Annotated in this window: 25 protein-coding genes; 15 read left to right on the top strand and 10 right to left on the bottom strand. The window is 46.8% G+C overall.

Going from position 1 to position 25875, the window contains the following annotated elements:
- The first annotated feature begins 273 nt into the window (after window positions 1-273).
- Window positions 274-1605, top strand: a complete 1332-nt coding sequence (gene argH, locus E1919_RS12965; protein ID WP_162053833.1) for an argininosuccinate lyase — start codon at window positions 274-276, stop codon at window positions 1603-1605.
- 161 nt (window positions 1606-1766) lie between these two features.
- Here the strand turns inward: argH and E1919_RS12970 are convergent, their stop codons facing one another.
- A complete protein-coding gene (locus tag E1919_RS12970; protein ID WP_162053834.1) occupies window positions 1767-2453 on the bottom strand; it encodes an MCP four helix bundle domain-containing protein in 687 nt (228 codons plus the stop codon).
- Window positions 2454-2633: 180 nt separating this feature from the next.
- Here E1919_RS12970 and E1919_RS12975 point away from each other — a divergent pair, with 180 nt between their 5' ends.
- The 7 genes from E1919_RS12975 (at window position 2634) to E1919_RS13005 (ending at window position 9060) form a co-directional block, all read left to right on the top strand.
- Window positions 2634-3356, top strand: a complete 723-nt coding sequence (locus E1919_RS12975; RefSeq protein ID WP_162053835.1) for a peptidase-C39 like family protein — start codon at window positions 2634-2636, stop codon at window positions 3354-3356.
- 3 nt (window positions 3357-3359) lie between these two features.
- Window positions 3360-4832: a RimK family protein gene (locus E1919_RS12980; protein ID WP_162053836.1), complete on the top strand. Its 1473-nt coding sequence runs from the start codon at window positions 3360-3362 to the stop codon at window positions 4830-4832.
- Complete coding sequence (locus E1919_RS12985; protein ID WP_162053837.1) at window positions 4825-6081, top strand: carboxylate-amine ligase; 1257 nt, start codon at window positions 4825-4827, stop codon at window positions 6079-6081. The genes E1919_RS12980 and E1919_RS12985 overlap by 8 nt, the downstream gene beginning before the upstream one ends.
- Window positions 6075-6794 (top strand): N-formylglutamate amidohydrolase, encoded by a 720-nt coding sequence (locus tag E1919_RS12990; protein WP_162053838.1) that lies wholly within the window; start codon window positions 6075-6077, stop codon window positions 6792-6794. The genes E1919_RS12985 and E1919_RS12990 overlap by 7 nt, the downstream gene beginning before the upstream one ends.
- Window positions 6795-6953: 159 nt before the next feature.
- Window positions 6954-7580, top strand: a complete 627-nt coding sequence (locus tag E1919_RS27915; RefSeq protein WP_262888711.1) for a YqaE/Pmp3 family membrane protein — start codon at window positions 6954-6956, stop codon at window positions 7578-7580.
- 152 nt (window positions 7581-7732) lie between these two features.
- A complete protein-coding gene (locus tag E1919_RS13000) occupies window positions 7733-8665 on the top strand; it encodes a DnaJ C-terminal domain-containing protein (RefSeq protein WP_162053839.1) in 933 nt (310 codons plus the stop codon).
- Window positions 8666-8703: 38 nt separating this feature from the next.
- Window positions 8704-9060 carry a hypothetical protein gene (locus E1919_RS13005; RefSeq protein ID WP_162053840.1) on the top strand — a complete coding sequence of 119 codons (357 nt, stop codon included), beginning with the start codon at window positions 8704-8706 and terminating at the stop codon, window positions 9058-9060.
- On the opposite strand, the gene E1919_RS13010 is transcribed toward E1919_RS13005, so the two are convergent.
- Complete coding sequence (locus tag E1919_RS13010; RefSeq protein WP_162053841.1) at window positions 9047-9796, bottom strand: pseudouridine synthase; 750 nt, start codon at window positions 9794-9796, stop codon at window positions 9047-9049. The genes E1919_RS13005 and E1919_RS13010 overlap by 14 nt on opposite strands.
- A 156-nt stretch (window positions 9797-9952) precedes the next feature.
- Between E1919_RS13010 and E1919_RS13015 the strand changes: the two genes are divergently transcribed.
- Window positions 9953-10153, top strand: a complete 201-nt coding sequence (locus tag E1919_RS13015; protein ID WP_162053842.1) for a hypothetical protein — start codon at window positions 9953-9955, stop codon at window positions 10151-10153.
- Window positions 10154-10162: 9 nt separating this feature from the next.
- On the opposite strand, the gene E1919_RS13020 is transcribed toward E1919_RS13015, so the two are convergent.
- Entirely contained in the window at window positions 10163-10423 is a 261-nt protein-coding gene (locus E1919_RS13020; RefSeq protein ID WP_162053843.1) for a hypothetical protein, read from the bottom strand.
- A gap of 339 nt (window positions 10424-10762) precedes the next feature.
- Here E1919_RS13020 and E1919_RS13025 point away from each other — a divergent pair, with 339 nt between their 5' ends.
- Both E1919_RS13025 and E1919_RS13030 read left to right on the top strand, forming a co-directional pair.
- The gene (locus tag E1919_RS13025; protein ID WP_162053844.1) at window positions 10763-11059 is read left to right on the top strand and encodes a GIY-YIG nuclease family protein; all 297 of its coding nucleotides are present in this window, start codon (window positions 10763-10765) and stop codon (window positions 11057-11059) included.
- Between the two features lie 331 nt (window positions 11060-11390).
- Entirely contained in the window at window positions 11391-12353 is a 963-nt protein-coding gene (locus E1919_RS13030; protein WP_237144331.1) for a cation diffusion facilitator family transporter, read from the top strand.
- A 32-nt stretch (window positions 12354-12385) separates the two neighbouring features.
- On the opposite strand, the gene dprA is transcribed toward E1919_RS13030, so the two are convergent.
- The gene (dprA, locus tag E1919_RS13035) at window positions 12386-13519 is read right to left on the bottom strand and encodes a DNA-processing protein DprA (RefSeq protein ID WP_237144333.1); all 1134 of its coding nucleotides are present in this window, start codon (window positions 13517-13519) and stop codon (window positions 12386-12388) included.
- 12 nt (window positions 13520-13531) lie between these two features.
- Window positions 13532-13879 carry a MerR family transcriptional regulator gene (locus E1919_RS13040; protein ID WP_115565859.1) on the bottom strand — a complete coding sequence of 116 codons (348 nt, stop codon included), beginning with the start codon at window positions 13877-13879 and terminating at the stop codon, window positions 13532-13534.
- Window positions 13880-14081: 202 nt separating this feature from the next.
- Between E1919_RS13040 and alaS the strand changes: the two genes are divergently transcribed.
- Genes alaS through E1919_RS13055 form a run of 3 tightly spaced genes read left to right on the top strand, consistent with a single transcriptional unit; the run spans window position 14082 to window position 19320 of the window.
- The gene (alaS, locus tag E1919_RS13045) at window positions 14082-16718 is read left to right on the top strand and encodes an alanine--tRNA ligase (RefSeq protein ID WP_162053846.1); all 2637 of its coding nucleotides are present in this window, start codon (window positions 14082-14084) and stop codon (window positions 16716-16718) included.
- A 15-nt stretch (window positions 16719-16733) separates the two neighbouring features.
- Window positions 16734-18191 carry an Asp-tRNA(Asn)/Glu-tRNA(Gln) amidotransferase subunit GatB gene (gene gatB, locus E1919_RS13050; RefSeq protein WP_162053847.1) on the top strand — a complete coding sequence of 486 codons (1458 nt, stop codon included), beginning with the start codon at window positions 16734-16736 and terminating at the stop codon, window positions 18189-18191.
- 10 nt (window positions 18192-18201) lie between these two features.
- Window positions 18202-19320, top strand: coding sequence for a TlpA disulfide reductase family protein (locus E1919_RS13055; RefSeq protein ID WP_162053848.1), 1119 nt, complete (start codon window positions 18202-18204; stop codon window positions 19318-19320).
- Between the two features lie 295 nt (window positions 19321-19615).
- On the opposite strand, the gene E1919_RS13060 is transcribed toward E1919_RS13055, so the two are convergent.
- From E1919_RS13060 to E1919_RS13070, 3 genes are all read right to left on the bottom strand, one after another.
- Window positions 19616-20275: a hypothetical protein gene (locus tag E1919_RS13060; RefSeq protein ID WP_162053849.1), complete on the bottom strand. Its 660-nt coding sequence runs from the start codon at window positions 20273-20275 to the stop codon at window positions 19616-19618.
- A 4-nt stretch (window positions 20276-20279) separates the two neighbouring features.
- Complete coding sequence (locus tag E1919_RS13065) at window positions 20280-20828, bottom strand: acyl-CoA thioesterase (RefSeq protein ID WP_162053850.1); 549 nt, start codon at window positions 20826-20828, stop codon at window positions 20280-20282.
- Window positions 20829-20948: 120 nt separating this feature from the next.
- Entirely contained in the window at window positions 20949-21608 is a 660-nt protein-coding gene (locus E1919_RS13070) for a protein-L-isoaspartate(D-aspartate) O-methyltransferase (RefSeq protein WP_162053851.1), read from the bottom strand.
- Window positions 21609-21857: 249 nt separating this feature from the next.
- Between E1919_RS13070 and E1919_RS13075 the strand changes: the two genes are divergently transcribed.
- Complete coding sequence (locus tag E1919_RS13075; protein ID WP_162053852.1) at window positions 21858-22442, top strand: riboflavin synthase; 585 nt, start codon at window positions 21858-21860, stop codon at window positions 22440-22442.
- A gap of 70 nt (window positions 22443-22512) precedes the next feature.
- Here the strand turns inward: E1919_RS13075 and E1919_RS13080 are convergent, their stop codons facing one another.
- Together E1919_RS13080 and E1919_RS13085 are read right to left on the bottom strand one after the other, a co-directional pair.
- Entirely contained in the window at window positions 22513-23454 is a 942-nt protein-coding gene (locus tag E1919_RS13080; protein WP_317168221.1) for a DUF4249 family protein, read from the bottom strand.
- On the bottom strand, window positions 23451-25868 hold the full coding sequence (locus E1919_RS13085; protein WP_237144336.1) for a TonB-dependent receptor: 2418 nt from the start codon (window positions 25866-25868) through the stop codon (window positions 23451-23453). Before E1919_RS13085 ends, E1919_RS13080 begins: the two co-directional genes overlap by 4 nt.
- Window positions 25869-25875: the final 7 nt, after the last annotated feature.

Consider the following 25875-nt stretch of genomic DNA (forward strand, 5'->3'; position numbering starts at 1 on the left):
AGAGTGGTTTTGGAAAGTGCTCAGAAGGGTAATCAGGATAGGCAGGAAAGAAAAAAGAAGAGACAAAAACGGGCTACTAAAACCATCGCCAAATGATATACTTTACCCTTAGCCTGACGGCTATGGTGTTTTCACCAGCAAGCACAGTTGCTGCCCCATATCATCATACATTCTAATATTATCTGCCAATAAGCTGTTGGTGAGAACACGCAGCATCGGCGATAAAAGTGATATAAGTATATTAACTCATCAACCCATATTCAAATACACCACATGAAACTTTGGCAAAAGAATACAGGCACAGAAAAGGAAATAGAGAAATTTACAGTCGGCAAAGACGCTGAGCTGGACATGCAGCTGGCTCCTTTTGATGTGCTGGGTTCGCTGGCGCACACGCGTATGCTGCAAAGCATAGGCTTGCTGACAGCCGAAGAGCTAAATGTGCTGCAGGCAGAGCTAAAAAAAATTTATAAAGACATTGAAGCAGGTAATTTTGCCATAGAACCTGGTGTCGAAGACATCCATTCGCAGGTAGAACTGGAGCTGACGCGCCGTGTCGGGGAGGCCGGTAAAAAGATCCACAGTGGCCGCTCCCGAAACGACCAGGTGCTGCTGGACCTTAAACTGTTTTTCCGCCATCAGCTACAGGCCGTGGTAGATGAAACAAAGGATTTGTTCGACTTACTGCAGGAACAAAGCGAAAGGTATAAAGATGTGCTGCTGCCCGGATACACTCACCTGCAAATTGCCATGCCTTCTTCCTTTGGATTGTGGTTCGGTGCTTACGCCGAAAGCCTGGTGGATGATATGTACCTGCTGCAGGCTGCCTACAAAATAGCCGACAAAAATCCTTTGGGTTCTGCCGCTGGTTATGGTTCTTCTTTTCCTCTCAACCGCCAGATGACGACAGAATTATTGGGTTTTGAGAGTATGAACTATAACGTGGTGTATGCGCAGATGGGCCGTGGTAAATCTGAGAGGGTAGTGGCGACAGCGCTGGCCTCCGTGGCAGCTACGCTTGCTAAAATGGCCATGGACCTGTGCCTGTACATGAACCAGAATTTCGGCTTCATCACGCTGCCTGACAGCCTCACCACCGGCTCCAGCATCATGCCGCATAAAAAGAACCCGGATGTGTTTGAGCTACTGCGCGGAAAGTGCAATAAGCTACAGGCTCTGCCAACGGAAATTTCTATGCTGCTCATTAACCTGCCATCCGGTTACCACCGCGACCTACAGCTGCTGAAGGAGAATCTTTTTCCGGCTTTTGAGGAGCTGCAGCGTTGCCTGCAAATGATGGCCTTTATGATGAAGCAGGTACAGGTGAAGGAAAATATACTACAGGACGAGAAGTATCAGTACCTGTTTAGCGTGGATGCCGTGAATGCGCTGGTGCTGGAAGGAATGCCTTTCCGGGATGCTTACAAAAAAGTTGGAGCCGATATTGAAGCCGGTACTTTCTCCCCAACAGCTACCGTAACCCACACCCATGAAGGCAGCATCGGCAATCTTTGCAACAAAGAAATAGCAAATCAAATGCAACATGCAATAACTCAGTTTAATTTTAAACGGGTTGAAAAAGCATATGCCGATTTGCTGGCTTAGAGCTTATTTGAATATTATTTTTTGACAGCGAAAATGCGTGACTTTAGGTTCTGACAAAGCTCATTTTGAGTGTAATAGCAGCGCTATTGCGCGAAAAATAGCTGAAGTCAGGTTCTGAAAGCGCGCATTTGCAGCTAAAAGAATAAAGTTGAAACATGCTCTTAGTTAAGATGAAACTTCTGAGGTTTGATGTGCTTCATGCTGCGGGAGGTCTGCAGTAGGGCTCCTACCAGTAATGCAAGTATAACTGCAAGCGCTATCACGAGGTAAGAAAGTGTTTTAAGAGAGCTCAGCTGCTTCTCTGCAGAGGCATATAGTTCGTGCCCTACTTCCTGCTGCAACTTGCTGAGTGCATGTAGAGGCAGGAGCATCTGGTTGAAGGCTGGTACCACCTCTGTCGTATACATGCTGGAAGCCGCCGCTTTATCGCTGGTTTGGCTCAGGTTCATGGCTGCATGCTGTAATTCTGTGAGCTGCCGCAGCGCAGCTTTAAACTCTTGCAGGTCCTCGGCCTCCTTTTGTGTCAGGAGAGTAGTTTCATACTTAGCCAGAAGCGAGTCTACTTCTTTTATATTCTGATTGAATTTTGCCTGCAGGTGCAGCTCCTGTTCCTTTGACTGTGCCTGCATGTGCTCCTCCAGGAGCATGAGGTTTTGGTAATACCGTTCCTGCATAGCCGCTATGTCAAGTGCTGGTACCAGCCTGTCTTGGTAAACTGATTTAAACTGGTTACTAACTTCTTTCATGCTATAGCTTACCCACCAGTTAGCCAGCACAATGATAATAAAAACAGCTCCTAAGGCCAGGGCTACTTTATTCTGCTCCCGAATCCTGTATGTCCAGTTCATAATCTTATCGGTTAACTTATATTAAATATAAGCATAATAAAGATGTTATGCTACTGCCCATGACTCTACTTGTTTAGCTTTAGAAAGTGCTATTTTAAATCTTGGAAAAATAAAATTTCAATTCTTGTTTAACGCGTATAACAGTCAGATTTTAACGTTTATATAATGTAAATCATTACTGTGATTCCTATCAAGATCCATACGCAGCCAGATGATTCTACCTGTGGGCCAACGAGCCTGCATGCTGTCTACCGTTATTTTAAAGATGCTATTTCGCTAAGTGAGGTAATAAAAGAGGTTCCTTACCTAGATGAGGGGGGGACCTTGGAAGTTTTACTTGCCTGCCATGCGCTGAAGCGGGGATACAGTGCCCGCATTTATACGTATAACCTGCACATTTTCGATCCAACCTGGTTCACGCTGAGCAATGAAGAAATCATCATGAAGCTAGAGAAGCAGATGCAGGTAAAGAAAGGAAGCAAACTTCACAGGGCTTCACTCGCTTACATCGAGTTCCTTCGTTTAGGAGGAGAACTACGCTGCCGCGACCTCACCAAGACCATGCTCCGGGAATACTTTGACCAGGGAATACCACTACTGACGGGGCTAAGTGCAACCTACTTATACCAGAGCGCCCGGGAAATGGAGGACGAACTGGGGAAATCTATTTATCATGACGTGCATGGCTTTCCGATGGGGCACTTTGTGGTGCTCTGTGGCTTTGCCAATGATCCGAAATGCATTGTGGTAGCAGATCCTTACCGCGAAAATCCGTATTTCGGAGACAACTACTACGAAGTGAAGGCCTCGCACCTGATAAATTCCATCATGTTGGGCATGGTCACCTTCGATGCCAATATCTTAGCGATACAACCTGCCACTCAAGTTACCGAGCAAGAATAAAACATGCGAAAAATAGTTGTTGTTGATTACCCCAAGGATTGGGATGAGGCGACAGAAGACACCGAAGTAGTGGATACGCAGACCTACCTGACGGACGCTGCTTATACCGATATTAAAAACGCCAGGATATTTAACCTCAGTCGTTCCTACCGGTATCAGAGCGCAGGTTACTACGTCTCGTTACTGGCGGAGGCAAGGGGGCATAAAGCCATTCCAAGCGTCACAACCATGCAGGACCTGAAGAGCCCGACCATCGTCAGGGCGATTACAGTTGAGCTAAACGATCTAATCCAAAAAAGCCTGGCGGGGCTGCGGTCCCAAAACTTTACCCTCAGCATTTACTTCGGGCACAATGTCGCCATGAAATATGAGAAGCTGTGTAAACAGCTCCACGACCTATTCAAAGCACCCTTATTGCGAGCCCAATTCGTTTATAAAGAGGAGTGGGTGCTGCAGAGCATTTCTCCAATACCTGTCAATGAAGTACCGGAAAATCATAGAAATGATTTGAAACGCTTTGCCAAGACATATTTTGCAAGACACCGTTTTTCCAGTGTCCGTGTTTCCCGTAAAATTTATGATTTGGCCATCCTAATAGACCCACATGAAAAAGCACCGCCCTCCAACGAAAAAGCCATACAGTACTTTGTAGAAGCGGCGGAGAGCCAGGGATTTTATACAGAACTTATCACCAAAGATGACTACCGAAGACTGGCAGAATTTGATGCACTCTTCATTCGGGAAACTACGGCTGTCAATCACCATACGTACCGCTTTGCCCGTAAAGCGCACGCAGATGGTCTTGTGGTAATAGATGATCCGGTTTCTATACTGCGCTGCACAAACAAGGTATACCTTGCCGAGTTACTAACGAAAGCGAAGGTGTTGGTGCCTAAGACCATGATCATCCACAAAGACAACCGGACACAGGTAGAGGCAGCATTGGGATTACCCTGTGTTCTCAAAAAGCCTGATAGTTCTTTCTCACAGGGTGTGGTGAAGGCGAAAGATCAAGAGAGTTTGAAGGAGGAACTGGATAAAATGCTGGCAGACTCTGAGCTAATTATCGGTCAGGAATATAAACCAACAGATTTTGACTGGCGCATTGGTGTGCTGGACAAGCAGCCGCTGTATGCCTGCAAATACTTTATGGCCAAAGGGCACTGGCAGATCTATAACTGGAACGGCAAGAAAAAACAGGATGAGGAGGGGGATGGCGAAGTAGTGCCGTTTGAAAAGGTGCCTTTTCATGTGCTGCACACCGCCCTGAAAGCGGCAAACTTAATCGGCAACGGCTTGTATGGGGTAGATGTGAAAGAGATCAATGGGAAAGCCTATGTGATTGAAGTGAATGACAACCCAAGTATTGATGCAGGTGTGGAAGACAGAATCCTGAAAAAAGAGCTATATGCTTCGATCATCAAATCCATTAAAAAACGCATTGACACCCACAAAAACAGCCGGAATTATGAATAGTGTCAAAGAACCCCTACACCTCTTTGAAGGCTTCGGTGTAGAGTTAGAGTATATGATTGTGCAGCGCGATAGCCTGCAGGTGCTTCCAATTTTAGATAAGCTGATTTATGAAGAAGTGGGGGACTATCTTTCTGATGTGGAGTTCGGTGATATAGCCTGGAGCAATGAACTGGTGCTGCATGTGGTAGAGCTGAAAACGCAGGAGCCGGCCAAAAGCATATTGGGCTTACAGGTGAATTTCCAGGAACATGTTCAGAAAATTAACGGGATGCTGGAGAAACACAACGCCATGCTGCTGCCCACAGGAGCGCACCCGCTCATGAACCCAGAAAGAGACACCAAATTGTGGCCGCACGAGCATAATGCTGTGTATGAAGCTTATGATCGCATTTTCGGTTGCCAGGGCCATGGCTGGTCCAACCTGCAGAGTACACACCTGAACCTGCCATTTGCCAACGATGCGGAGTTTGCGAAACTACATGCAGCTATACGGGTTCTGCTGCCGATCATCCCCGCCCTGAGTGCTTCTTCTCCTATTTTGGATGGTCAAGTAAGCGGCCTGCAGGATACACGTCTGGAGGTATACCGCCATAACCAGAACAAGATTCCAGCTATAGCGGGAAAAATAGTGCCTGAAGCTGTCTTTTCGAAGAAAGAGTATGAAGAGCAAATTCTGCAAAAAATCTACAAAGACATATCACCTTATGACCCGGAGGGAATATTACAGGAGGAGTTCCTAAACTCCCGTGGTGCCATAGCCCGCTTCGTACGGAATGCGATTGAAATCCGCATTATCGACATACAGGAAAGTCCGTTGGCGGATATTGCAGTGCTACATGCTATTGTGACAGTACTGCAGGCATTGGTGGCTGAAAGATGGGTGCCTCTTGAGGATTTAAAAGCCTGGGATGAGAATGAATTGGCAGCTATACTGCTGGAGGTAATCCAAAAAGGACCGAAGGCAGTTATCACCAATCAGGATTACGTGCGCCTCTTCGGGTCAGACAGCAGCGAAAGCTGCACAGCAGGTGAACTCTGGCAGCACCTGGTACAGCATCTTGTGGTACTTGACGATGAACCGGAAGTAGCGCATGCGCTTAACATTATCGTTTCTAGGGGAAGTTTGTCCGGCAGGATTCTTGAAGCTACCGGCGAAAACCCTTCAGAAGAAAGAATAAGAGAAGTATACCATCAGTTGGCAGTATGTCTTCAGGAAGGAGGTGTGTTTACTCCGGATGAACCATGTTAAAGCTCGTGATAACCTGCGAGCATGGCGGAAACAAGGTACCCGCTGCTTATGCCCATCTATTTGAGGGGCAGCAGGAACTACTTTCCTCGCACCGGGGCTACGACATCGGATCAAAGGAATTATTTGATGAACTCAAAGGGGTAGCCCATGCAGCCTTTTTTGCGGATACCACACGGCTACTCGTTGAATTAAACCGTTCGCTACACTCCGAATCTCTTTTCTCAGGTATTACAAAGAACTTAGCGGAACCAGAAAAACAGCAGATGCTGCAGAAGTACTATCACCCGTATCGGGAAGCTGTAGAGGAACAGATACAAAGCTATATCAAAACAGGCAGGCAAGTTCTGCATATTTCAGTCCACACCTTCACGCCGGTGCTGGAGGGCCTAGTGCGGCAGGCGGATATAGGTCTCCTCTATGACCCTAAACGCAGCTCGGAGAAAAGCTTCTGCCGCCACTTTAAAAAGCAGCTGCAACAGCTGCACCCAAGTTTTCAAGTGCGTTTTAACTATCCTTATCTTGGAATTTCCGATGGTTTTCCGACATACCTTCGGCGCAAATTTACGGCGCAGCAGTACTTAGGCGTTGAACTGGAGGTCAATCAGAAATATCCGCTGGAAGAGGCACTGCAATGGAAAGAGTTAATAAATGTAGTCAAAGAGGGTATGGAGCGGGTGCAAACTCTCTTTCAGTTGCCGGAAACAGAGAGATAACTTCTACTCAATAATTGAAAAACAGCAAATCTGATAACAAAAATGGAGAATATGAAGTAATGTACAGAAGTATATGAAACTTTTGTGAGGTAGAGGAATCGTGTAGCAGGCTGAAAAGGTTTTTACAAAAAGTGTTTTTCACCATAAATCCTTAAAACTATGAAAATTAAAAGTCTACTACATCTGGTTGTAGTTCTGCTCGCAGGTCAATTCCTTTTTTCGTGTAGTTCAGCTGAATACTACAAATTTTCGGCTCAAAAGCCCGAAGCCTATAACAAGATAAAAGAGAAACCAATCCCTGTTGCAGAGCCTGTAGAAGTGGAACCAACCATGGCTGAAACAGAACTCGCTGCTGCAAACGAAAAAGCTAAATCTTCTGAAACAGCACCTGATATGGAGGCAAGTGCCGCCGTAACAGCACCAGCTTTAAAGAAAAATAAAACTGCTGAAGTCGTAAAAACGCCTGTTGTAGATGAGAGTGTAACGCTTGACAAGAGAGAGGTAACCGTAACAGAGGCAGAAGCGCTAGCTATGGCCAGGGAGCGTATTGCCAATATGACCAAAGCAGAAAAGAAAGAGCTGAAAAAAGAAGTGAGAGAGGCTTACCGCCAGGGTGGTGGAGGAGCCAACATTATAGAAATAATTCTGGCTATCCTATTACCTCCACTGGCTGTGTTCCTGCACGATGGCATTGGCACCAGCTTCTGGATAAGCATCATCCTAACCTTGCTTTTCTTCTTACCTGGAATTATATATGCTCTTTTAGTGGTAACCGACACGATTTAATCCACATCAAATAAAATCTATCAAACAGGAGCACCGTTAGTAGCGGTGCTCCTGTCTTTTTTAGACAAATTTGATTTAACCACAATAATGTGATATCGTTACAGGAGTAAAAGGCAGCTAAGTTTTAACTGGTTTTTTAATGTATCTACCAAATGGAATATAAAGACTACTATACCATACTTGGGGTAGAAAAATCTGCTTCACAGGCCGATATTAAAAAAGCGTACCGCGCATTGGCCAAGAAGTATCACCCTGATAAAAACAAAGGCGACAAAGCCGCAGAAGACAAGTTCAAAGATATTAGTGAAGCGTATGAAGTACTCGGCGAAGAAGCTAAGCGAAAGCAGTATGACCAGCTAGGCGCTAATTGGCGGCAGTTCCAGAACGCAGGCGCAGGCGGCGGGCAGTATTACGGTCAGCCAGGTGGTTTCAACGAAGCAGATTACAGTGATATGTTTGGCGGCGGGGGCGGAGGCGGCTTCTCTGATTTCTTTCAACAGTTTTTTAGTGGAGGTGGAGGTGCCGGCTTTGGCCAGGCAGCAGGCGGCAGAACCAGAACACGCAAAGGCCAGGATTATAAGGCGGATTTAGAACTGTCGTTAACCGAGGCTTACACGGGCACCTCCAGGCTCATCAACCTGAATAATCAACAGCTTCGCATTACAACTAAACCGGGGGTGGCGCACGGCCAGCAACTACGTATTAATGGTAAAGGCGGTCCGGCGGCGGGAGGTGGCGCACCCGGCGATTTGTACATCGACATCAGAGTGCACCCTGACCCACGGTTTGAGCGCCGCGGCGACGACCTTTACACAACGTTGCAGCTCGACATGTTTACGGCTATATTAGGAGGGCAGGCGCAGGTAAATACCATGAGTGGACAACTGAAACTGACAATACCCAAAGGAACACAGGCAGGCAAAACATTACGCCTCCGCGGAAAAGGAATGCCTGTTTACGGTAAAGCTGACCAGTTTGGAGATCTTTACGTAAAAATAGAAGTAAACCTGCCTACAGACTTGTCTGCCGAAGAGCGTCAACTGCTTGAGAAGCTACGGGATATAAGGCAGGCAAAAGCAGTGTAATAGTAGATGTAGTCCACCTATGCTTGAGGTATTTTGCCATGTTAGTTACTTTCGAACAAACCCAAACCTACAGCCCTCTAGAGGAATTTTTAGATAGCCTTGCTGAGCAACAGCTTACCTACTATGCATCAGACTTGCTGGAGAAACGTTGTTGTGACAACATTGAAGAGTTGGGGCAGGCTGTGCGACGCGCCACAGAAGTCTGCCACACCATGCACCTGCCGCTACGCGAAAATTTCAAGGTCGTTTACCGCTCTCAGAACGGAGAAGTAGTGCAGGATTGGCGCCTTTCGCCAATGGCGTACCTGCTTATGGTCATCAACTCAGACTCTCATAAGGATGTTGTGGCACGCATGCAGGTTGAAATAGTAAAGCGGGTGCTTAACTACTCTTAATAAGCGGAACAGGCTGTGGCAAAGCCTCCTGTGCCGCCAGTGCTGCACCCCAGTTAAACTGCAGGCACAAGTGCAGCATGTTGTCCGGTAAAGCCGCACTTACTTCCACTGGTTCCCCCGTATATGGATGCATGAAGCGCAATTTAGCGGCATGCAGCAGGAGAAAAGGGCTGTTCAACTCTTCCACAAACATCCGGTTGTGGCGCCAGTCGCCGTGGCGCTTGTCGCCGATTATATAATGCCTGATGTGGGCGAAATGCTTTCTTATCTGATGCATTCTGCCTGTTTCAGGTTTTATTTTAACCAAACTATAGCGGGAGGTACTGTAAGGCCCCACGGGTGTGGGCAATTCAGTTGTGGCAAGGCGAGTGTAATGTGTTACAGCATCCTGTGCCGCTTTATGCTGATGGTCCTTGTCCGGGCGAATGGGGCTGTCTATTGTGCCTGCCTCTGGAGCGTAGCCGCGCACAATGGCAAAGTAAGTTTTATCCGGCTGTCGTTCCTCAAAGGCTTTCACAATAGGAGTGGCTGCTCCTGCAGATTTGGCGAACAAGAGTACACCGGAGGTGCCCCTGTCAAGACGGTGAACAGGGAATAGATGGTAGCCTAACTGGTCGCGGAGCAATTGCAGGGCAAACTCCTTCTTTTCTTCGGCAATACGCGTCCGGTGCACCAATAAACCATTGGGCTTATTGACGGCTACATACTGCGCATCTTCGTAAATAATCTCCAGCACTTTATATAATTTTCAGGCAAAGATACTTTTCCCGCCACAGTTTACCTGCTTTGTATAGCAACTTTATAAAGTAATGTACTAGAGCAGGGTTAAACGTAAGCGAAACGTATATTTGCAGGAAACAGTATTTTCAAGAACAACAAAAGGGCAGCAGCGATGGCGATATCAATAGACAACCTCCGGAAAGGCAAAAAGTACCGTTTAAAGAACTACGGAGAGGAATTTGAGTTTCAGGTTATAGAGATGCCGGAGGATGGGGTTTATAAAGTGAAGGATCTTACCACCTTAGATACGTATATGCTCAACGAACTGGTAAAGTATGGCAAAGGCAAAGACTATGATCTGGATGAGCTATAGCTGAAAATTTTAGCTGCGGCTCACTTTCCCTTTATTTTCCCAGTGGCTTTTCTGAATCTCCAGGCTGTCCGGCTTCCTTACAATGCGTCGCACGTAGCGTTCTCCTGCTATACTGCCATCCTCCCGGCGGTTGCCAATAAATAAAGTGACTGGTTCACCGTGCTCATTTGTGATATAGGTAATGTCCTTCCCCAGCAGTTTCTGGTCATACCGCTCCTGCGGTGCGTGTGTCTTGTCCAGGATCTTCATTAGCTTTGGGTTGATAGCCATATTTTGCGCTTTAAAATTTGTTGGCAGAATCTGTTTGTCTCGTGTCTTTAAAAAGTATTTTGCGCTTGCCATCTTTATACCTATAACTGTGTTGGAAAGATGCTTTATGACCCTCCCACACTAACACAAGATACCTTTCGCCAAAGGGATGAGCGCAGTAAAGCAGGCAATAAAACTATGCTGCAACTGATATTTATTCAACAAAAAACACCTCATTGATTCAGTGTATTCTCTTTCCGGCAATAAGGTTAGGGCTCTCTGCGTTGAGTCAGGAGGAGGGGGTTTGGCCACTGAACGCAGTCACTTATTCTCCGTATACAACCGAAGAAGCGAATACTTATGCAAGCACCACAACCACATTATTTTGTTTACATTCTTGGCGACCAGTCACGCAGTTTACGTATTGGAATAGTCGGAGACCTGCAACAGCACATAAAGCAGGTAAATCAGGGTGATGCCGTAGATGCCGCCGTAACCGAAAAGCAGCCCAAACTGATTTACTATGAGCACTATGAGAGAGAAGAAATAGCGATCAATCGGGAGCAGGAAATAAAGAATGGTGGAGATGACTTCACATTACGATTGGTAGAATCCATGAATCCAAACTGGCTTGATCTGAGTGACACACTGGTTTGAAAATATAACACTTCTACAAAACAAAAGCGATGGGCTAAACCTATCGCTTTTGTTTTGTAACAGAGATACTTTGCCGTTCCGCTACAAATGCTGTATTCTAAAACTGCCTAGTCCTGATGAGAACTAATTAGGTCATAACAAATATAGAGACAGTGAGTTTGATTATTGATTTGATTGTTCCACTGCTGTGGTTAGACATTAACAGGCTATTCTCTTACCTTTGTGCCCCCCTAAATAATGCCTGCTGGTGTTGTTTACGCGTATCAGATTAATATTCAATAGTAAGCGGCAAGTGTTCAGGAAATTAAGAAACAAAAGTGAAAATGTAAGGTTGCAGATACTTGTAGTGGCAGTAGGTGTGCTCCTGTTGCTGGCTAAATTTGTAGCTTTCTTCCTGACAAATTCCAATGCGATTCTGACGGATGCACTGGAGTCAATTATTAATGTAATAGCAGGAGGCTTTTCGCTTTACAGTCTCATTCTGTCTGCGCTACCTCGTGACGAGAACCACCCTTACGGGCATGGCAAAATAGAATTCATTGCGGCTACACTCGAAGGCTCTCTGATTTTAGTGGCCGGGGGTATAATCATCATCAAATCGATTTACAACCTCGTTGAGCCCGTTCCGCTGCAACAACTGGATATAGGTATTCTCCTGATTGCTGTATCAGGTGTTATTAACTTTATTGTGGGCTATATCACTACTCGCAGAGGGAAGCATGCTAAGTCTATGGTGCTGACAGCGGGAGGAAAGCACCTAATGTCAGATGCATATTCTACCGCAGGTATCCTGCTGGGTCTTGTGCTGATTTACTTTACCGGGCAGTTCTGGATCGACAGCGTGGTGGCAATCTTGTTTGGCTTGATAATCTGCGTAACCGGTTATCGCATACTGCGAAGCTCTGTAGCGGGTATCATGGATGAAGCAGACTATGAACTACTGAAGGACATCGTGCAGGCACTTAATGAGAACCGTCGTGAGAACTGGATTGATATTCATAACCTACGTGTCATTAAGTATGGCGCCACCCTGCACATCGACTGCCATTTAACTGTGCCCTGGTACCTGAACGTATTGGAAGCACATGACGAAGTAGAGGCAGTAGGAAAAGTGGTGCGCGAAAAAATTGACCCCAGCATTGAGCTTTTCATTCATACAGACCCCTGTATAGAATCTTCCTGTTCTATCTGCACAAAATTAGATAGTTGCGAAGTGCGGCGGCACCCGTTTAAAGCGCGGGTAGAATGGGAATTTAATAAGGTGATTGCAGACCGGAAGCACACGCTGGATTAAGCAGCTAGCTGATGCTATTAACTTCAAAATCGCTATGTCAGCAGCTTAAAACGCTTACCAGGTAAGGCCCTCACAATTCCTCTGAACTCCAGGTTTAACAGCACAGAAGCCAGCAGGCTTACCGGTACCTGGGCCTTCCAACTCAGGTTATCCATCTGTTCCTCCCGCGTTTGCTGCAGCACCTGCAACACTTTCAGCTCATCGGGATTAAACTCCGAAGCATCGAAAGAAGGAGTAGCGGCTTTTGCTTTGGCGGCAGCGGCATCCTGTAAGTCCCAGTTCAGCAGTTCTACCAGGTCTTGTGCCGTGGTATAAGCAGCTGCTTTGTGAGACTTTATAAGGTGGTTAGTCCCCTCTGAAACAGGAGAGGTAATATTGCCGGGCACAGCGAGTACTTCTTTGTCGTAGCTGTGGGCAATGTCGGCTGTAATAAGGGTTCCGCTTTTTAGTGCTGCCTCTATCACAATGGTACAGTCAGACATTCCGGCTATAATGCGGTTGCGGGCAGGGAAACGTGGCGCATCAGGTTTTGTACCGAATACATTTTCGGTCAGTAATCCGCCTTGAGTCAGCATGCGCTCCGCATACTTGCGGTGTGCTGACGGATACACAATGTCTAAGCCGCTCGCCATCACACCAATGGTAGGTATTCCTGCTTGCAGAGCAGCCCTGTGCGCGATAATATCAATGCCATAGGCCAAACCGCTTACCACCATCACGTTAAACTGCTTCAGTTCATCTATGATGCGCTCTGTAACCGTTTGCCCGTAGGAAGTAACCTGTCGGGTGCCTACAATGCTGATGATGCGCTTCTGGTTCAGGTTGGCGTTGCCGCGATAGTATAGCAGCACCGGCGCATCAGCGATTTGCTTCAGGCGATCAGGGTATTTTGCAGAGGTATAAAAGAGCGGCTGAACTTCCATCTCCTGCGCCTGCTTTAGAATTTGTTCCGCCTCTAATAAGGCTCCTTTTGCGCCATTTAAAATGCCTTTAGCCCTGCTGCTCCCGACACCCGGAATCTTAAGCAGTTTGCCTGTAGTGGCCTCGAAAACTGCTTTTGGAGAACCGCAATAGCTGACAAGCAACCGTGTCAGTTGCGATCCGACGTTGGGAAGTTTCGTTAAGGCTATTTCGTAAATGTTCTGCTCATCCACCATTACAGGCATCGTACGAGGGGATTATGCTTTTGTGTTCAACTGATTCTTGATGCCCTGCAGAAAAGCTTTCACTTTCTCTAGCGATTCAATGATTTCAATCTTATCTTTTGTCTGCACCGATTTGTTCTTCATCATCTCCTTGGCACCCTGTATGGTATAGCCCCGCTCTTTCACGAGGTGATACACGGTGCGCAGGTTCTCGATGTCTTTGGGCGTGTATTGGCGGTTGCCTTTTTTATTCTTTTTAGGCTTCAGCTGCTCAAACTCTGTTTCCCAGAAACGGATAAGGGAAGGGGCCACGTCAAACTGCGCTGCTACTTCACCTATACTATAGTACTGTTTCTCGATTTCTTTTTCTTTATAAGGCATTGCTTTTCTTCTATATTTAAGGCGGTCCCAGAACTAATTTCCGCGCTGATGCTACTGATTACGGCTAAATAATGCTACTTTTGCCTCTAATGAGCTTTTCATACATCGTCCATCAGGGGGATTTTGTAAGGCAAAAATTCGTTATTTTTTGTTATTAAACAACAAGTACAGCACTTTGTATCTAAAGGCTTAATACTCATACATGAATTCAGCTGAGATAAGACAGAAGTTTTTTGACTTCTTTGCTTCCAAACAACACCAGGTGGTGCCATCTGCGCCCCTTGTGGTAAAAGACGACCCGACATTGATGTTCATCAATTCCGGTATGGCTCCTTTTAAAGATTATTTCCTGGGGAACAAACCTGCACCTTATAAGCGAATCGCAGATACTCAGAAATGCCTTCGCGTGAGTGGCAAGCACAACGACCTGGAGGAAGTTGGTTACGACACCTACCACCACACCATGTTTGAGATGCTGGGGAACTGGTCTTTCGGCGATTACTTTAAAAAGGAAGCGCTGCATTGGGCATGGGAACTCTTAACAGAAGTATACCAGCTGCCAAAAGACCGGCTGTACGTTTCTGTTTTCCAGGGCGATGAGAAAGACAACCTGGAGAAAGACCAGGATGCTTACGACATCTGGAAATCGATGATTTCTGAGGATCGCATCTTGTTCGGCTCCAAGAAAGACAATTTCTGGGAAATGGGTGATACTGGTCCCTGCGGCCCCTGCTCTGAAATCCACATCGACCTGCGCTCTGAAGAAGAAATTGCCCAGGTGCCGGGTAAAGACCTCGTTAATAACGACCACCCGCAGGTAGTGGAAATCTGGAATAACGTATTCATGGAGTTCAACCGCCTGGCTGATGGTTCACTAGTAAAACTGCCTGCCCAGCACGTAGATACAGGTATGGGCTTTGAGCGTTTGTGCATGGCCATTCAACAGAAACGCTCAAACTATGATACTGACGTTTTCCAGCCGTTGATTCAGTTCATTGCCGGGGAAGCTGGCGTGAAGTATGGCGAGAATGAGAAAAAGGATATTGCCATTCGCGTGTTGGCCGACCACATCCGGGCCATTGCTTTTGCCATCACAGACGGACAATTACCTTCTAACAATAAAGCGGGATACGTGATTCGCCGCATTCTGCGTCGGGCTGTACGCTACGGCTTTACCTTCCTGGACTTCAAGAAACCGTTCCTGTATAAACTGGCGGAGGTGCTGGCTGACCAGATGACGCATGTGTTCCCTGAACTGAAGCAGCAGTTAAGCTTTGTACAGCGTGTGATAGAGGAGGAGGAAAACGCTTTCCTGCGCACCCTCGACAATGGTCTGAAACGCCTGGATGCACTGGAGGAAAGATTCAAAGAAAATAACAATACCATCGACGGCAAAACTGCCTTTGAACTATACGATACCTTCGGGTTCCCGCTGGACCTGACTGCCCTTATTGCCCGTGAGAAAGGGCTGAATGTAGACGAAGCAGGCTTCACTGCGGAGATGGAGCAGCAGAAAAACCGTTCCCGCAACGCTTCTGCCACTGAGCAGAGTGACTGGGTAGTGCTGCAACCGGATGTATCCACTGAATTTGTAGGTTATGATCAGGATGAGGCAGCATCTCATATTTTGCGTTACCGCCAGGTGAAAACCAAGAACAAGAGCGAGTACCATATTGTGCTGGACCAGACACCATTCTATGCTGAAAGCGGTGGACAGATAGGTGACACCGGATTTCTTATATCTGACACAGAGCAGATTGAAGTGCTGGACACAAAGAAGGAAAACGACCTGATACTGCACATTACGGGAAAGCTACCGCAGCATGTGGAGGCGGAGTTCAGAAGTCAGGTGAATGCAGAAAGGCGTAACTTTATACGTAAAAGCCACTCTGCTACGCATTTACTGCATGCTGCTTTGAGAAAAGTATTAGGTGACCATGTACAGCAGCGCGGCTCTCTTGTCAGTGAAAAGCTTTTACGCTTCGACTTCTCACACTTCGCTAAAGTAGAGGAAGCCCAGATGCGTGAAGTTGAGCATATCGTGAACGAGCGTATCCGCCAGAGTATTCCGCTGGAAGAGCAACGTAACACGCCTATCGCCGATGCAAAAGGCATGGGAGCCATGGCATTGTTTGGTGAGAAGTATGGAGAGTTTGTTCGTGTTATCGCTTTCGACCGGGAGCATTCTGTAGAGTTATGCGGCGGCACGCACGTGTACAATACCGGCCAGATTGGCTATTTTAAAATTGTGTCTGAAAGTTCTGTAGCAGCAGGTGTTCGTCGTATAGAGGCTGTAACCGCTACGATGGCAGAAGATTATGTGCAGCAGCAACTGAACGAACTGCACGCGGTGCGGGAAGTGGTGGGAACACAAAGTAATCTTTCAGGAGCCGTGCAAAAGCTACAGGAGGATTATAAAGTGTTGCAGAAACAACTGGAGCAGTTTGAGCTGAAGCAGTTAGGCAGCCTGAAAGACAGCCTGGTGCAACAGGCACAACAGCTGGATGGCTTGAATTTTGTAGCAGCGCAGGTGGAGGTCAGTAACGCCGATTACATGAAAAAGCTTGCTTTTGATATGCGACAAGTAGTTGATAACCTGGTGCTGGTACTGGCTGCTGAAATTGACGGCAAACCACAGATTGCAGTGATGCTGTCTGATAACCTGGTGTCAGAAAAGAGCCTGAACGCCAGCCAGTTGGTACGTGATTTGGCCAAAGAAATAAAAGGCGGCGGCGGTGGTCAACCATTTTATGCCACAGCAGGTGGTAAAGAAACCGCTGGTTTACAGGCAATACCAGCCAAAGCATTGGAATTAGTAAAGAATTCGTTAAAAATATAATCTGTACCTAAACAGATGGATAAAGAGATAAGAGATAAATACCAAGCAGTAATTGGTTTAGAGGTTCATGCGCAGCTTCTGACGGAAAGTAAAGCTTACGCGGCAGATTCTACGGAGTATGGCATGCTGCCGAACACCAACCTGAGTGTAACTACACTGGGACACCCGGGCACTTTGCCGCGCATTAATAAAAAAGTAGTAGAAATGGCGATTAAAATGGGCTTGGCCACAAATTGCGATATTACACGCTACAATTTGTTTGCTCGTAAAAATTATTTCTACCCTGACCTTCCGAAAGGATACCAAATCACGCAGGACAAAACACCTGTCTGTACCCATGGACACCTGGTGGTGAAAAATGCTGAGAATAACGACAAGCGCATTGGCATCACCCGCATACATATGGAGGAAGATGCCGGTAAATCGATGCACCTACCGGGAGAAATAGAAACCCTCGTTGACCTGAACCGTGCCGGTGTACCGCTTATTGAAATCGTATCAGAGCCGGACATTAGAGACTCAGTAGAAGCTTATAACTACCTGACGGAAATTAAGCGGCTGGTAGAATACCTGGAGATTTGTGACGGTAATATGGAGGAAGGTTCTTTGCGCTGTGACGCCAACGTGTCGGTGATGCTGAAAGACTCCAACATATACGGCACTAAAGTGGAGGTGAAGAACATGAACTCCTTCCGCAACGTGCAGCGTGCCATCGAGCATGAAATAGAGCGCCAGATTGTTATTCTGGAGCGCGGCGAAAAAGTAGAGGGGGAGACACGTGGTTTTGATGCCAATACAGGCACCACGACAGCTCAGCGTTCAAAAGAAACCATGAACGACTACCGCTATTTCCCGGAGCCAGACCTGCAGCCTTTGGTAATAGAGAAAGAATGGCTGGAAGAAATAAAAGTAGAAATGCCAAGCCTGCCTCAGGTTTTGTTTGCCAGATTTGTGGGTGAGTTTGGTTTGCCGGAGTATGATGCAACCGTACTTACAGACGAGAAAGGAATCGCGCTGTACTTTGAGGAGCTATGCAACCATACGAAGAATTACAAGGCTGCATCTAACTGGATGATGGGGCCTGTTAAGTCTTACCTGAACGAGTTGCAAATTCACATGAGAGACTTTCCGCTGGCTCCGGAACAAATTGCCCAGATAATCGCTTTAGTAGATGAAAATAAGGTAAGCCACTCCATCGCTTCCAAGCAGATTTACCCTTACATGCTGCAGCATCCTGATACTTCGGCACAACAGGTGGCCGAGGAGCAGAACCTGCTGCAGGAGTCAGACTCTGATGAGCTTGGCCAAATCATCAAAGGCGTGTTATCTGATAATCCTGCTAAGGTAGAAGAATACAAAGCAGGTAAACAGTCACTAATTGGCATGTTTATGGGAGAGATAATGAAGAAAACGAAAGGAAAGGCAGATCCTAAAGTAGCAAACAAGCTGCTTCGTGAAAGTTTAAATGCTTAATGCCATGTATATGAAATTAAAAACTATAGCGGCAGTTGCCTCAACTGTTGTTGTGCTTGCAGGTTGTCAGGGTAACAAATCTGCCTCTAACGGTGGTGAGGGGTATACCATTAAAGGCAAGCTGAACAATGCAGCCTCAGGCCCTATTTACCTTTATGAGTTGGGGGAGGTACAGTTTGTGGCCCGCGATACCGCACAGATTTCCGCAGATGGCACCTTCACCTTTGAAGGCAATGTGTCGGAGCCAACTTTTTACCGCATTGCAAGGGACCAGCAAAATGGATTGATGCTCGTGTTGGATAAAGGCCAGATAAGTGTGGAGGCCGATGCGGAGGACTTGAATGGCACAGTGAAAGTAGAAGGCTCCGAAGATACGAAGCTTTTTCTTGAATTAAACAAGCTGGTAAATGAAACGCGCCTAAAGCAGATGGAACTGGAAGAGCAGTTCAAAAAGGCGATGCAGGAAGGCAAAACAGAAGAGGCAGAGCAGGTTCGCCAGGAGTTTGTCGTGATGCAAAACCAGGTAAAAAACTTTATTGCGCAGCACCCAAACTCTGTTGTTTCCGCTTTTGGTACTGCAAGTCTCGTGGATCCGACTAATGACTTTGCTTTCGCTGATAGCATGTCAACTTTGTTCAACAAGAATATTCCGGATTCCAAATACACAACGTTGTTGAATGAGCGCCTGAAGCCTTTCCGTAACACGGCTATAGGTCAGACTGCTCCCGATATATCGCTCCCTACGCCGGACGGAGGCTCTAAGTCACTTTCATCACTGCGCGGAAAGTATGTCCTTATTGACTTCTGGGCCAGCTGGTGTGGTCCATGCCGCCAGGAAAACCCAAATGTGGTAAGGATGTACAACGCCTATAAAGACAAGGGCGAAGGTTTCGAGATTTTCGGTGTGTCACTTGACCAGTCGAGAGACAAGTGGCTACAGGCAATCGAAAAAGACAAACTGACATGGCCGCATGTTTCTGACCTAAAAGGCTGGGAAAGCAGCGCTGCCACGCTATACAATGTAACAGCCATTCCACAGACAGTGCTCATTGACCCGGAAGGAAAAATCATTGCAAAAGGTTTAAGAGGTCCAGAGTTGGAGCAAAAGCTGGCTTCGTTATTAGAATAGATTTTTATAGCAGCTCTTTTTATATCATTAGCCTTCATTCCCAAAAGACAGGGGCCTTTCCGAATTGGAAAGGCCCCTGTCTTTTAAAATCAATTTTATACCCTATGAACATAGTCCCAGCGGGAGGAATGTTGATAGCCTAAAACCTTTGAAGCACTTATAGCTCCAGAGGAGCGGCCTGTTATAAATAAAGTTTACAGGTCGCTCCTCTGGAGCTACAAATATGTATGAAGAGTACATTTTCTATAAACAGATCGTCCCGCTGGGACTCTATTTTAGAGAAAATTGCCTACCCCTATAAAAAAACCTGTTGCAGTGCGTTCCACAGCAATTTCTTGTGTTCTTGGTCATTTTCCAGCATAGAGAGGGCCTGGGAGAAAACAACCGGCACATCTCCCACTATCACCGGATGGTAAAGTGTAAACTTGTCATGGGGCAGCGTTGTATCCAGGCGGCTCGCGAAACTGATAATATAGTTTACCTGTAGCGCTTGCTGCAGGTCTTCGAACAAGGCAGTAGCGCCTGTTTTGTTATTGACATAAGCCACATCAGCAGGCTGTAGTCCGATAGCCCCTAAAATCTTCTGCAGGAACTGCAACTTCGGCAACTTGTTGAATTCATCATCAGGCAAGGTTACCAGCACAACTACTCCTTTGGCGTTGGCGCCAGCTATCTCGTATTTTTCAACCGTTTTTGCTACTGCAGCAGCGGCATCAGGTGTTTTAGGAAGATGTGGCGTGGATACAAGTGCATGGTCTGTTATCAGGTTCTTAACAGCGGTTTGAGGCCTGGATTCTGCTGTAGTTCTTTCTGCCTCCGGAGTTGGAGGCGCTGTTGATGCAGCAGGTGGCGAGGCAGGCACGGCGGCAACATCACCCTCCACCACATAAATGGTTTCCGTGATAAAGTTCTTCAAAAACTCCGGGTTAATATTGTCTGCCTGTAAACCTGCCATATATTTATTGTACCTTATCTAAACCCTGTGCTTCTTCATTGATTTCGAAAATCGATTTGAGTTCTTTTGCCTCGCTCGGTTTCATGCGGCCGGCTAAAACAAGGCGCAACTGGCGGCGGCGCAAAGCTCCTTCGTAAAGCTTGATTTCTTCTTCTGTTTCAGGTATCGCCTCCGGTACGTCAATTGGGTTTCCTAACTGGTCAACAGCTACGAAAGTGAAAAAAGCCTGGTTCGACATCACTTTTTTTCCGCTTGGTATATCCTCGGCATACACTACGATGTGTACTTCCATAGAGGAGTTGAAGGCGCGTGTAACTTTGGCCTCCAGTGTTACCACATTTCCAAGCTTAATGCTTTCTGAGAAAGAAACATTATCTACTGAAGCTGTTACTACGATTCGGTTAGAGTGCCTTTGGGCAGAGATGGCTGATACGATGTCCATCCAGTGCATCATACGGCCGCCCATCAGGTTATGTAGCGTATTGGTGTCGTTTGGCAACACCAGCTCCGTCATGATGACGTAAGAGTCTTGTACTTTTTTTGATTTTCGCATTTTGTTATGCTTGTTTGATGCCGCAAAGATACATGTGGAAGCTTAAAGCAGGAAATATACTTCAGCAGAAGGGGCAAAGTGATGTATGAATTGATGTACAAGCCCCTGTACGAAGTATTGTTACATTTCCCTTTCCCAGCCAGATTTTCCTAAAAGCGGCACAAATTTAAAGTTGCTGAACGCTTCTTTGGTAAATTCGTTTTGCTCTACCTGTGTTATCCGCATCATCTTCTGGCTCTTTTCATTTCCAACAGGTATTACCAGCGAGCCTCCCACACTTAACTGGCGCACTAGGCTCTTCGGCACACCGGGAGCACCAGCTGTCACGATAATTTTATCGTATGGCGCATAGGTGGGCAAACCTTCTGAGCCATCGCCATGAAACATATGCGGCTTCAATCCATATTTTTTGAAGAAAAGAAGCGCCTTTTCATACAGCGCACGGTTGTATTCTATGGTATATACATGTGGTGTCAGTTGCAGCAACACAGAACACTGGTAACCAGAGCCGGTGCCAATCTCCAGCACCTTATCTGTTGGCTTCAGGTTCAGTAACTCCGTCTGAAATGCGACAGTGTAAGGCTGTGAAATCGTCTGACCTTCCCCAATCGGGAAGGCTTTGTCCTGGTATGCCTGCTCTAGAAATGCTTTCTCAAAAAAGTAATGCCTTGGTACAGCCTCAATGGCAGCCAGCACGCGTGGGTCGCGGATGCCTTTCTCCTGCAGTATTTTAATTAATGCACGGCGCATGCCTTTGTGTCTGTACGAATCTGTTTCCATCTTTATCTGTTCTTATATTATACTACCATATCATGCTACAATACCTTTATGAAGTACCGTAGCTATGCGAAATTAAGCATACCTGCTCAAATATGCTTCTTCATTCATACTTAAACTGTTATTAAAAGGTGTCGCTGGAACATTAGCCGCAGAATTAAGTTAATTTTGTTAAAAATAGTAGTGTTAGCTTACATAAAACTTATTTTTCTGTTTTATGCAGGACATCCAATACACATATAAAGCAGGAAAATGTTTACAGGAATAATAGAGACCTTAGGACGTGTCACTAAAATCCGGGAGGAAAACACAAACAAGCATTATACCCTCAGTGCCTCTTTCACAAATGAGCTGAAGATTGACCAGAGCGTGGCGCATAATGGGGTTTGTCTTACTGTTGTGAACATTGAAGGAGATGCCTATACGGTGACAGCCATTGACGAGACGCTGCAAAAAACTAACCTGAGCAATTTAAAAGAAGGCGATATAGTGAACCTGGAGCGGTGCATGCAAGCCAATGGCCGTTTCGATGGGCACGTTGTACAAGGCCACGTGGACCAGACCGCTATCTGCGAATCAGTAGAAGATGAGAACGGGAGCTGGGTCTTTACCTTCCGGTATGATGCCTCCAAAGGAAATGTTACAGTAGAGAAAGGCTCCATCTGTGTAAATGGTATCAGTTTGACAGTCGTTAACTCTAGAGAAGATGCCTTTTCCGTAGCTATAATTCCGTATACCTACGAGCACACCAGCCTGCAGCACGTGAAGCCCGGAGACACAGTGAATCTCGAGTTCGATATCATTGGAAAGTATGTAGCGCGGCTGCTGGGGAAGTAGTTAATTTTGAATGAGTGAATTTTGAGTAACTGAAATAACAGAAGGATATCTTATCTCTTTGGAAATTTAATCATTCTATTACGATGGTGTGATACGTTACACCATAGCCACCCCAGATGCCGAGACCACCATCTATGTTGGATTGTGTGATGTTAGGAGTGCCAATGGGACTGCCGTTGCTGTTCTGTTCATTCTCCAGGCTATACCAGAAGCGATAGTGCGGCAAATCGATAGCGGCCCAACGTACAGTAACTGTGTCTCCTACACCAAAGTAGCTGTATAAATCCACATTTATCTCTGCCTGCCCCTTCGGCTCTCCACGGTCCAGCGGAAAGCTGATGGAGCTGCCGTTCACCAGTTCATCGTTGAAAACAGAGGTAAACAGGCCGGGGAAAAAAGGCTCGTTGTTACGCTTGGTGAAGTAACGGATGCTGTTTCCCAGCGTGTCTGGATCGGTATAGCTGTAGTACAAAATGCGCAGGCTATCCTGCTGCGGGTCGGGGTGCGGTACTGTCCAGAGCGAATCAACTGGATTGAGTTGCGGTATGGTGGTAGTTGCAGTGAGCAACCTGCCCTCCTGATTGATGCGCAGCCCGTAGCTCTGACCCACTTCACCCAATAACGCATCAGTGGTATACACATAAAAGAGGAAGCCGCTGTTGCGCCTTAGCTGCTCCACCGGAATACCTAGTTGCATGCTTACGACCTGCCGCAGCGCTTCGGAGAACGCCGGGGAGGCAACTTCCTGTAGCGTATACGCTTGCCCGTTGCTCGTTACCGTTACCTGTGCATCATGGACAAAGCTTTGCTCCAGCGCTTCTACAGATAGATCTGAGAAAACAGGCACTGACCGTGTCAGAACTACTACCGGAGGAGTGCCTTGTTCTATATGTCCCTCCACCACAAGCATTTCTTCTCCTTCAGGAAGGATTAAGTTTAGGTCTTCTTCACAGCTAGAGAATAGCAGGAGCAAGAACAAATAAAATATAGAAGGATGCATTCTCATATTCATTTCCAGCTAAAGTTCCAAGTAACAGAAGGCAGCGGGAAAGGGATAATGGATACCTTCTTCGCCTGCAGCTTCAGGTTCTGATTCGATAGGCTTCCCTCGTTATCGACATAATATAGAAATGGGTTCCGCCGCCCGTAGACGTTGTAAATAGAGAAAGTCCAGCTTGATTCAATGCGTTCGCGGTCTTTGCCTTTCAACGTTGCCGACAAATCGAGGCGGTGCGTCGGCTGCATCCTAAAGCTGTTACGGTCGCCATATTGGTAATTGATGGTGCCTTCCAGGTAATAGCGTCGCAAAGGCAAAGTAGTCGCCTGTCCGGTTCCAAAAATAAAGCTGCCACCAAAGGTCCAGCGGTTGTTATATTTGTAACTGCCTACCAGCGACAGGTCGTGGCGCCGGTCGAAGCGGGCAGGAAACTCTCTTCCATTGTTCAGGTCCGGGAACTGGCGAGTGGTTTTAGACAGTGTATAACCAAACCAACCCTGCAAATTGCCATAGTTTTTGCGCAGGAAAAACTCCACACCATATGATTCGCCATTGCCACTGACAAACTCGTATTCCAGGTCGCGGTTGCTGGGGCCGGGGGCAAAGCCTTCTCTATATTCCAGCTGGTTTTCTAGGTCTTTGTAGTATACTTCCATAGATCCTTCATACTGGTTTTCAGCAAAGCTTTTGAAATAGCCCAAAGCATACTGTGTTGCGCGTTGCGGTTCAACAATAGCAGAACTCGGCACCCACACATCCAGCGGCAGGGTAGTGTAAGCGTTAGAAACTAAATGAAGGTACTGTGCAGAACGGGCAAAGCCAGCTTTTACCGACGACTGCTCACTGAGTTTATACCTCGCGGACGCCCTTGGCTCCAGCGCCTGAAATGTTTTCACCTTCTCGCCACTTCCATACCTGGTAGAGTCTGTAACAATGTTGTTCTCGTTGAAACGGTAATAACTGAATGGCCCCACCTGCATAAAGTGGCTGCTACGCAAGCCCAGGCTAACAAGCAGCTTGTCCGTCACGTTCCAGTCATCAGACACATAGAAGGCTGTTTCGTGGGCGTATTTGGGCAGAACCTGGCTGGTGCCAAAGGTTTCTCCATCTTCGCCCTCCGCCTCGCCTGTGCGGGGGCGAAGGGTATGGTACGTATACTGCACCCCATACTGCAGGTGGTGCCGCACACTTGGTGTAAAATCAAAATCAACATTCAGGCTATAATCCTCCACGCCCGTTTGCAGCACAGTATTGTAGCCACCAAAGTCCCAGTTAAACTCAAACTGATAATTGCTGAACACCCCTGACACATCCATAAAAAGTTTATCGTTGAACAGGTGTTTCCATCTGGCCGTGGCCGTGGCATTGCCCCAGGAAAACTCAGAGTTGAAGCGACCATCAGACAAGCGCAAATCACCAATGTCCCGCCCATAGTAACCGCTCAGAGACAGTTTGTCTTTCGCCGACAAATCATAAGTTAATTTTCCGTTCAGGTCATAAAACCGAAAGGGCACGCCACCCTGTTCTGTGTTTTTTAAAAAAGGATTCAGAATGGCATCAATATAAGTACGGCGACCGGAAAAGATAAAAGAAGCCTTGTCCTCTACAATTGGTCCCTGCACCGTAAGCCGCGAAGAGATTAATCCAATACCGCCCTCTGCACTGAAATCAGACATGTCTCCTTCTCTCATTTCTATGTCGAGCACTGAAGAGAGGCGGCCACCGTACCGGGCAGGCATGTTTCCTTTAATAAGAGTGGTGTTCGCTATGGCATCGCTGTTGAACACCGAAAAGAAGTTCAGCAGGTGCCCTGGATTGTAAACGACGGCGTTATCGAGCAGCACCAGGTTCTGATCGGCTCCTCCGCCACGCACATAAAAGCCTGTGTTGCCCTCGCCACCGGACTGCACACCCGGTAACAGCTGAATGGTTTTTAAGATATCCAATTCCCCAAAAAGAACAGGGAGCGTTTTGATGGTTTCCATCGGCAATTCCAACTGCCCCAGGGTAGCTGTTTGGGTAATGGGTTGCTGCCGTTCCGCCACCACTACCACCTCCTGCACGCTGTAGGCTGTTGGTGCTAATTTTATGTTAACCTGGCTATTCTGGTCTAACTCCAGCACCTGCTTTGTGTCATCGTAGCCGATGTATTTTGCCACAACGGTATAGGTGCCGGCTGGAGCAGTCAGAGAAAAGCTTCCATCTGTTTCTGTGATAGCACCTATGCTAATGCGCTCCTGCAGGGAAACAGATGCTCCGGCCAGCCCCTCACCGGTTAGTGCATCTACCACACGTCCGGAAAGCCTGTAGCTATCCTGTGCAGATGCAGGGGCAAAAGCTAGGAAAAGCATGATAGAAACCAATAAATTGATGCTGTTTATGCGCAAACCAGTGGCTGTTTTATAGATGATGGAAGAACAGCTTTTCATCCTAAAG

The organism is Pontibacter pamirensis (genome assembly GCF_010015475.1).
In the GTDB taxonomy this organism is placed as follows: Bacteria; Bacteroidota; Bacteroidia; order Cytophagales; family Hymenobacteraceae; genus Pontibacter; species Pontibacter pamirensis.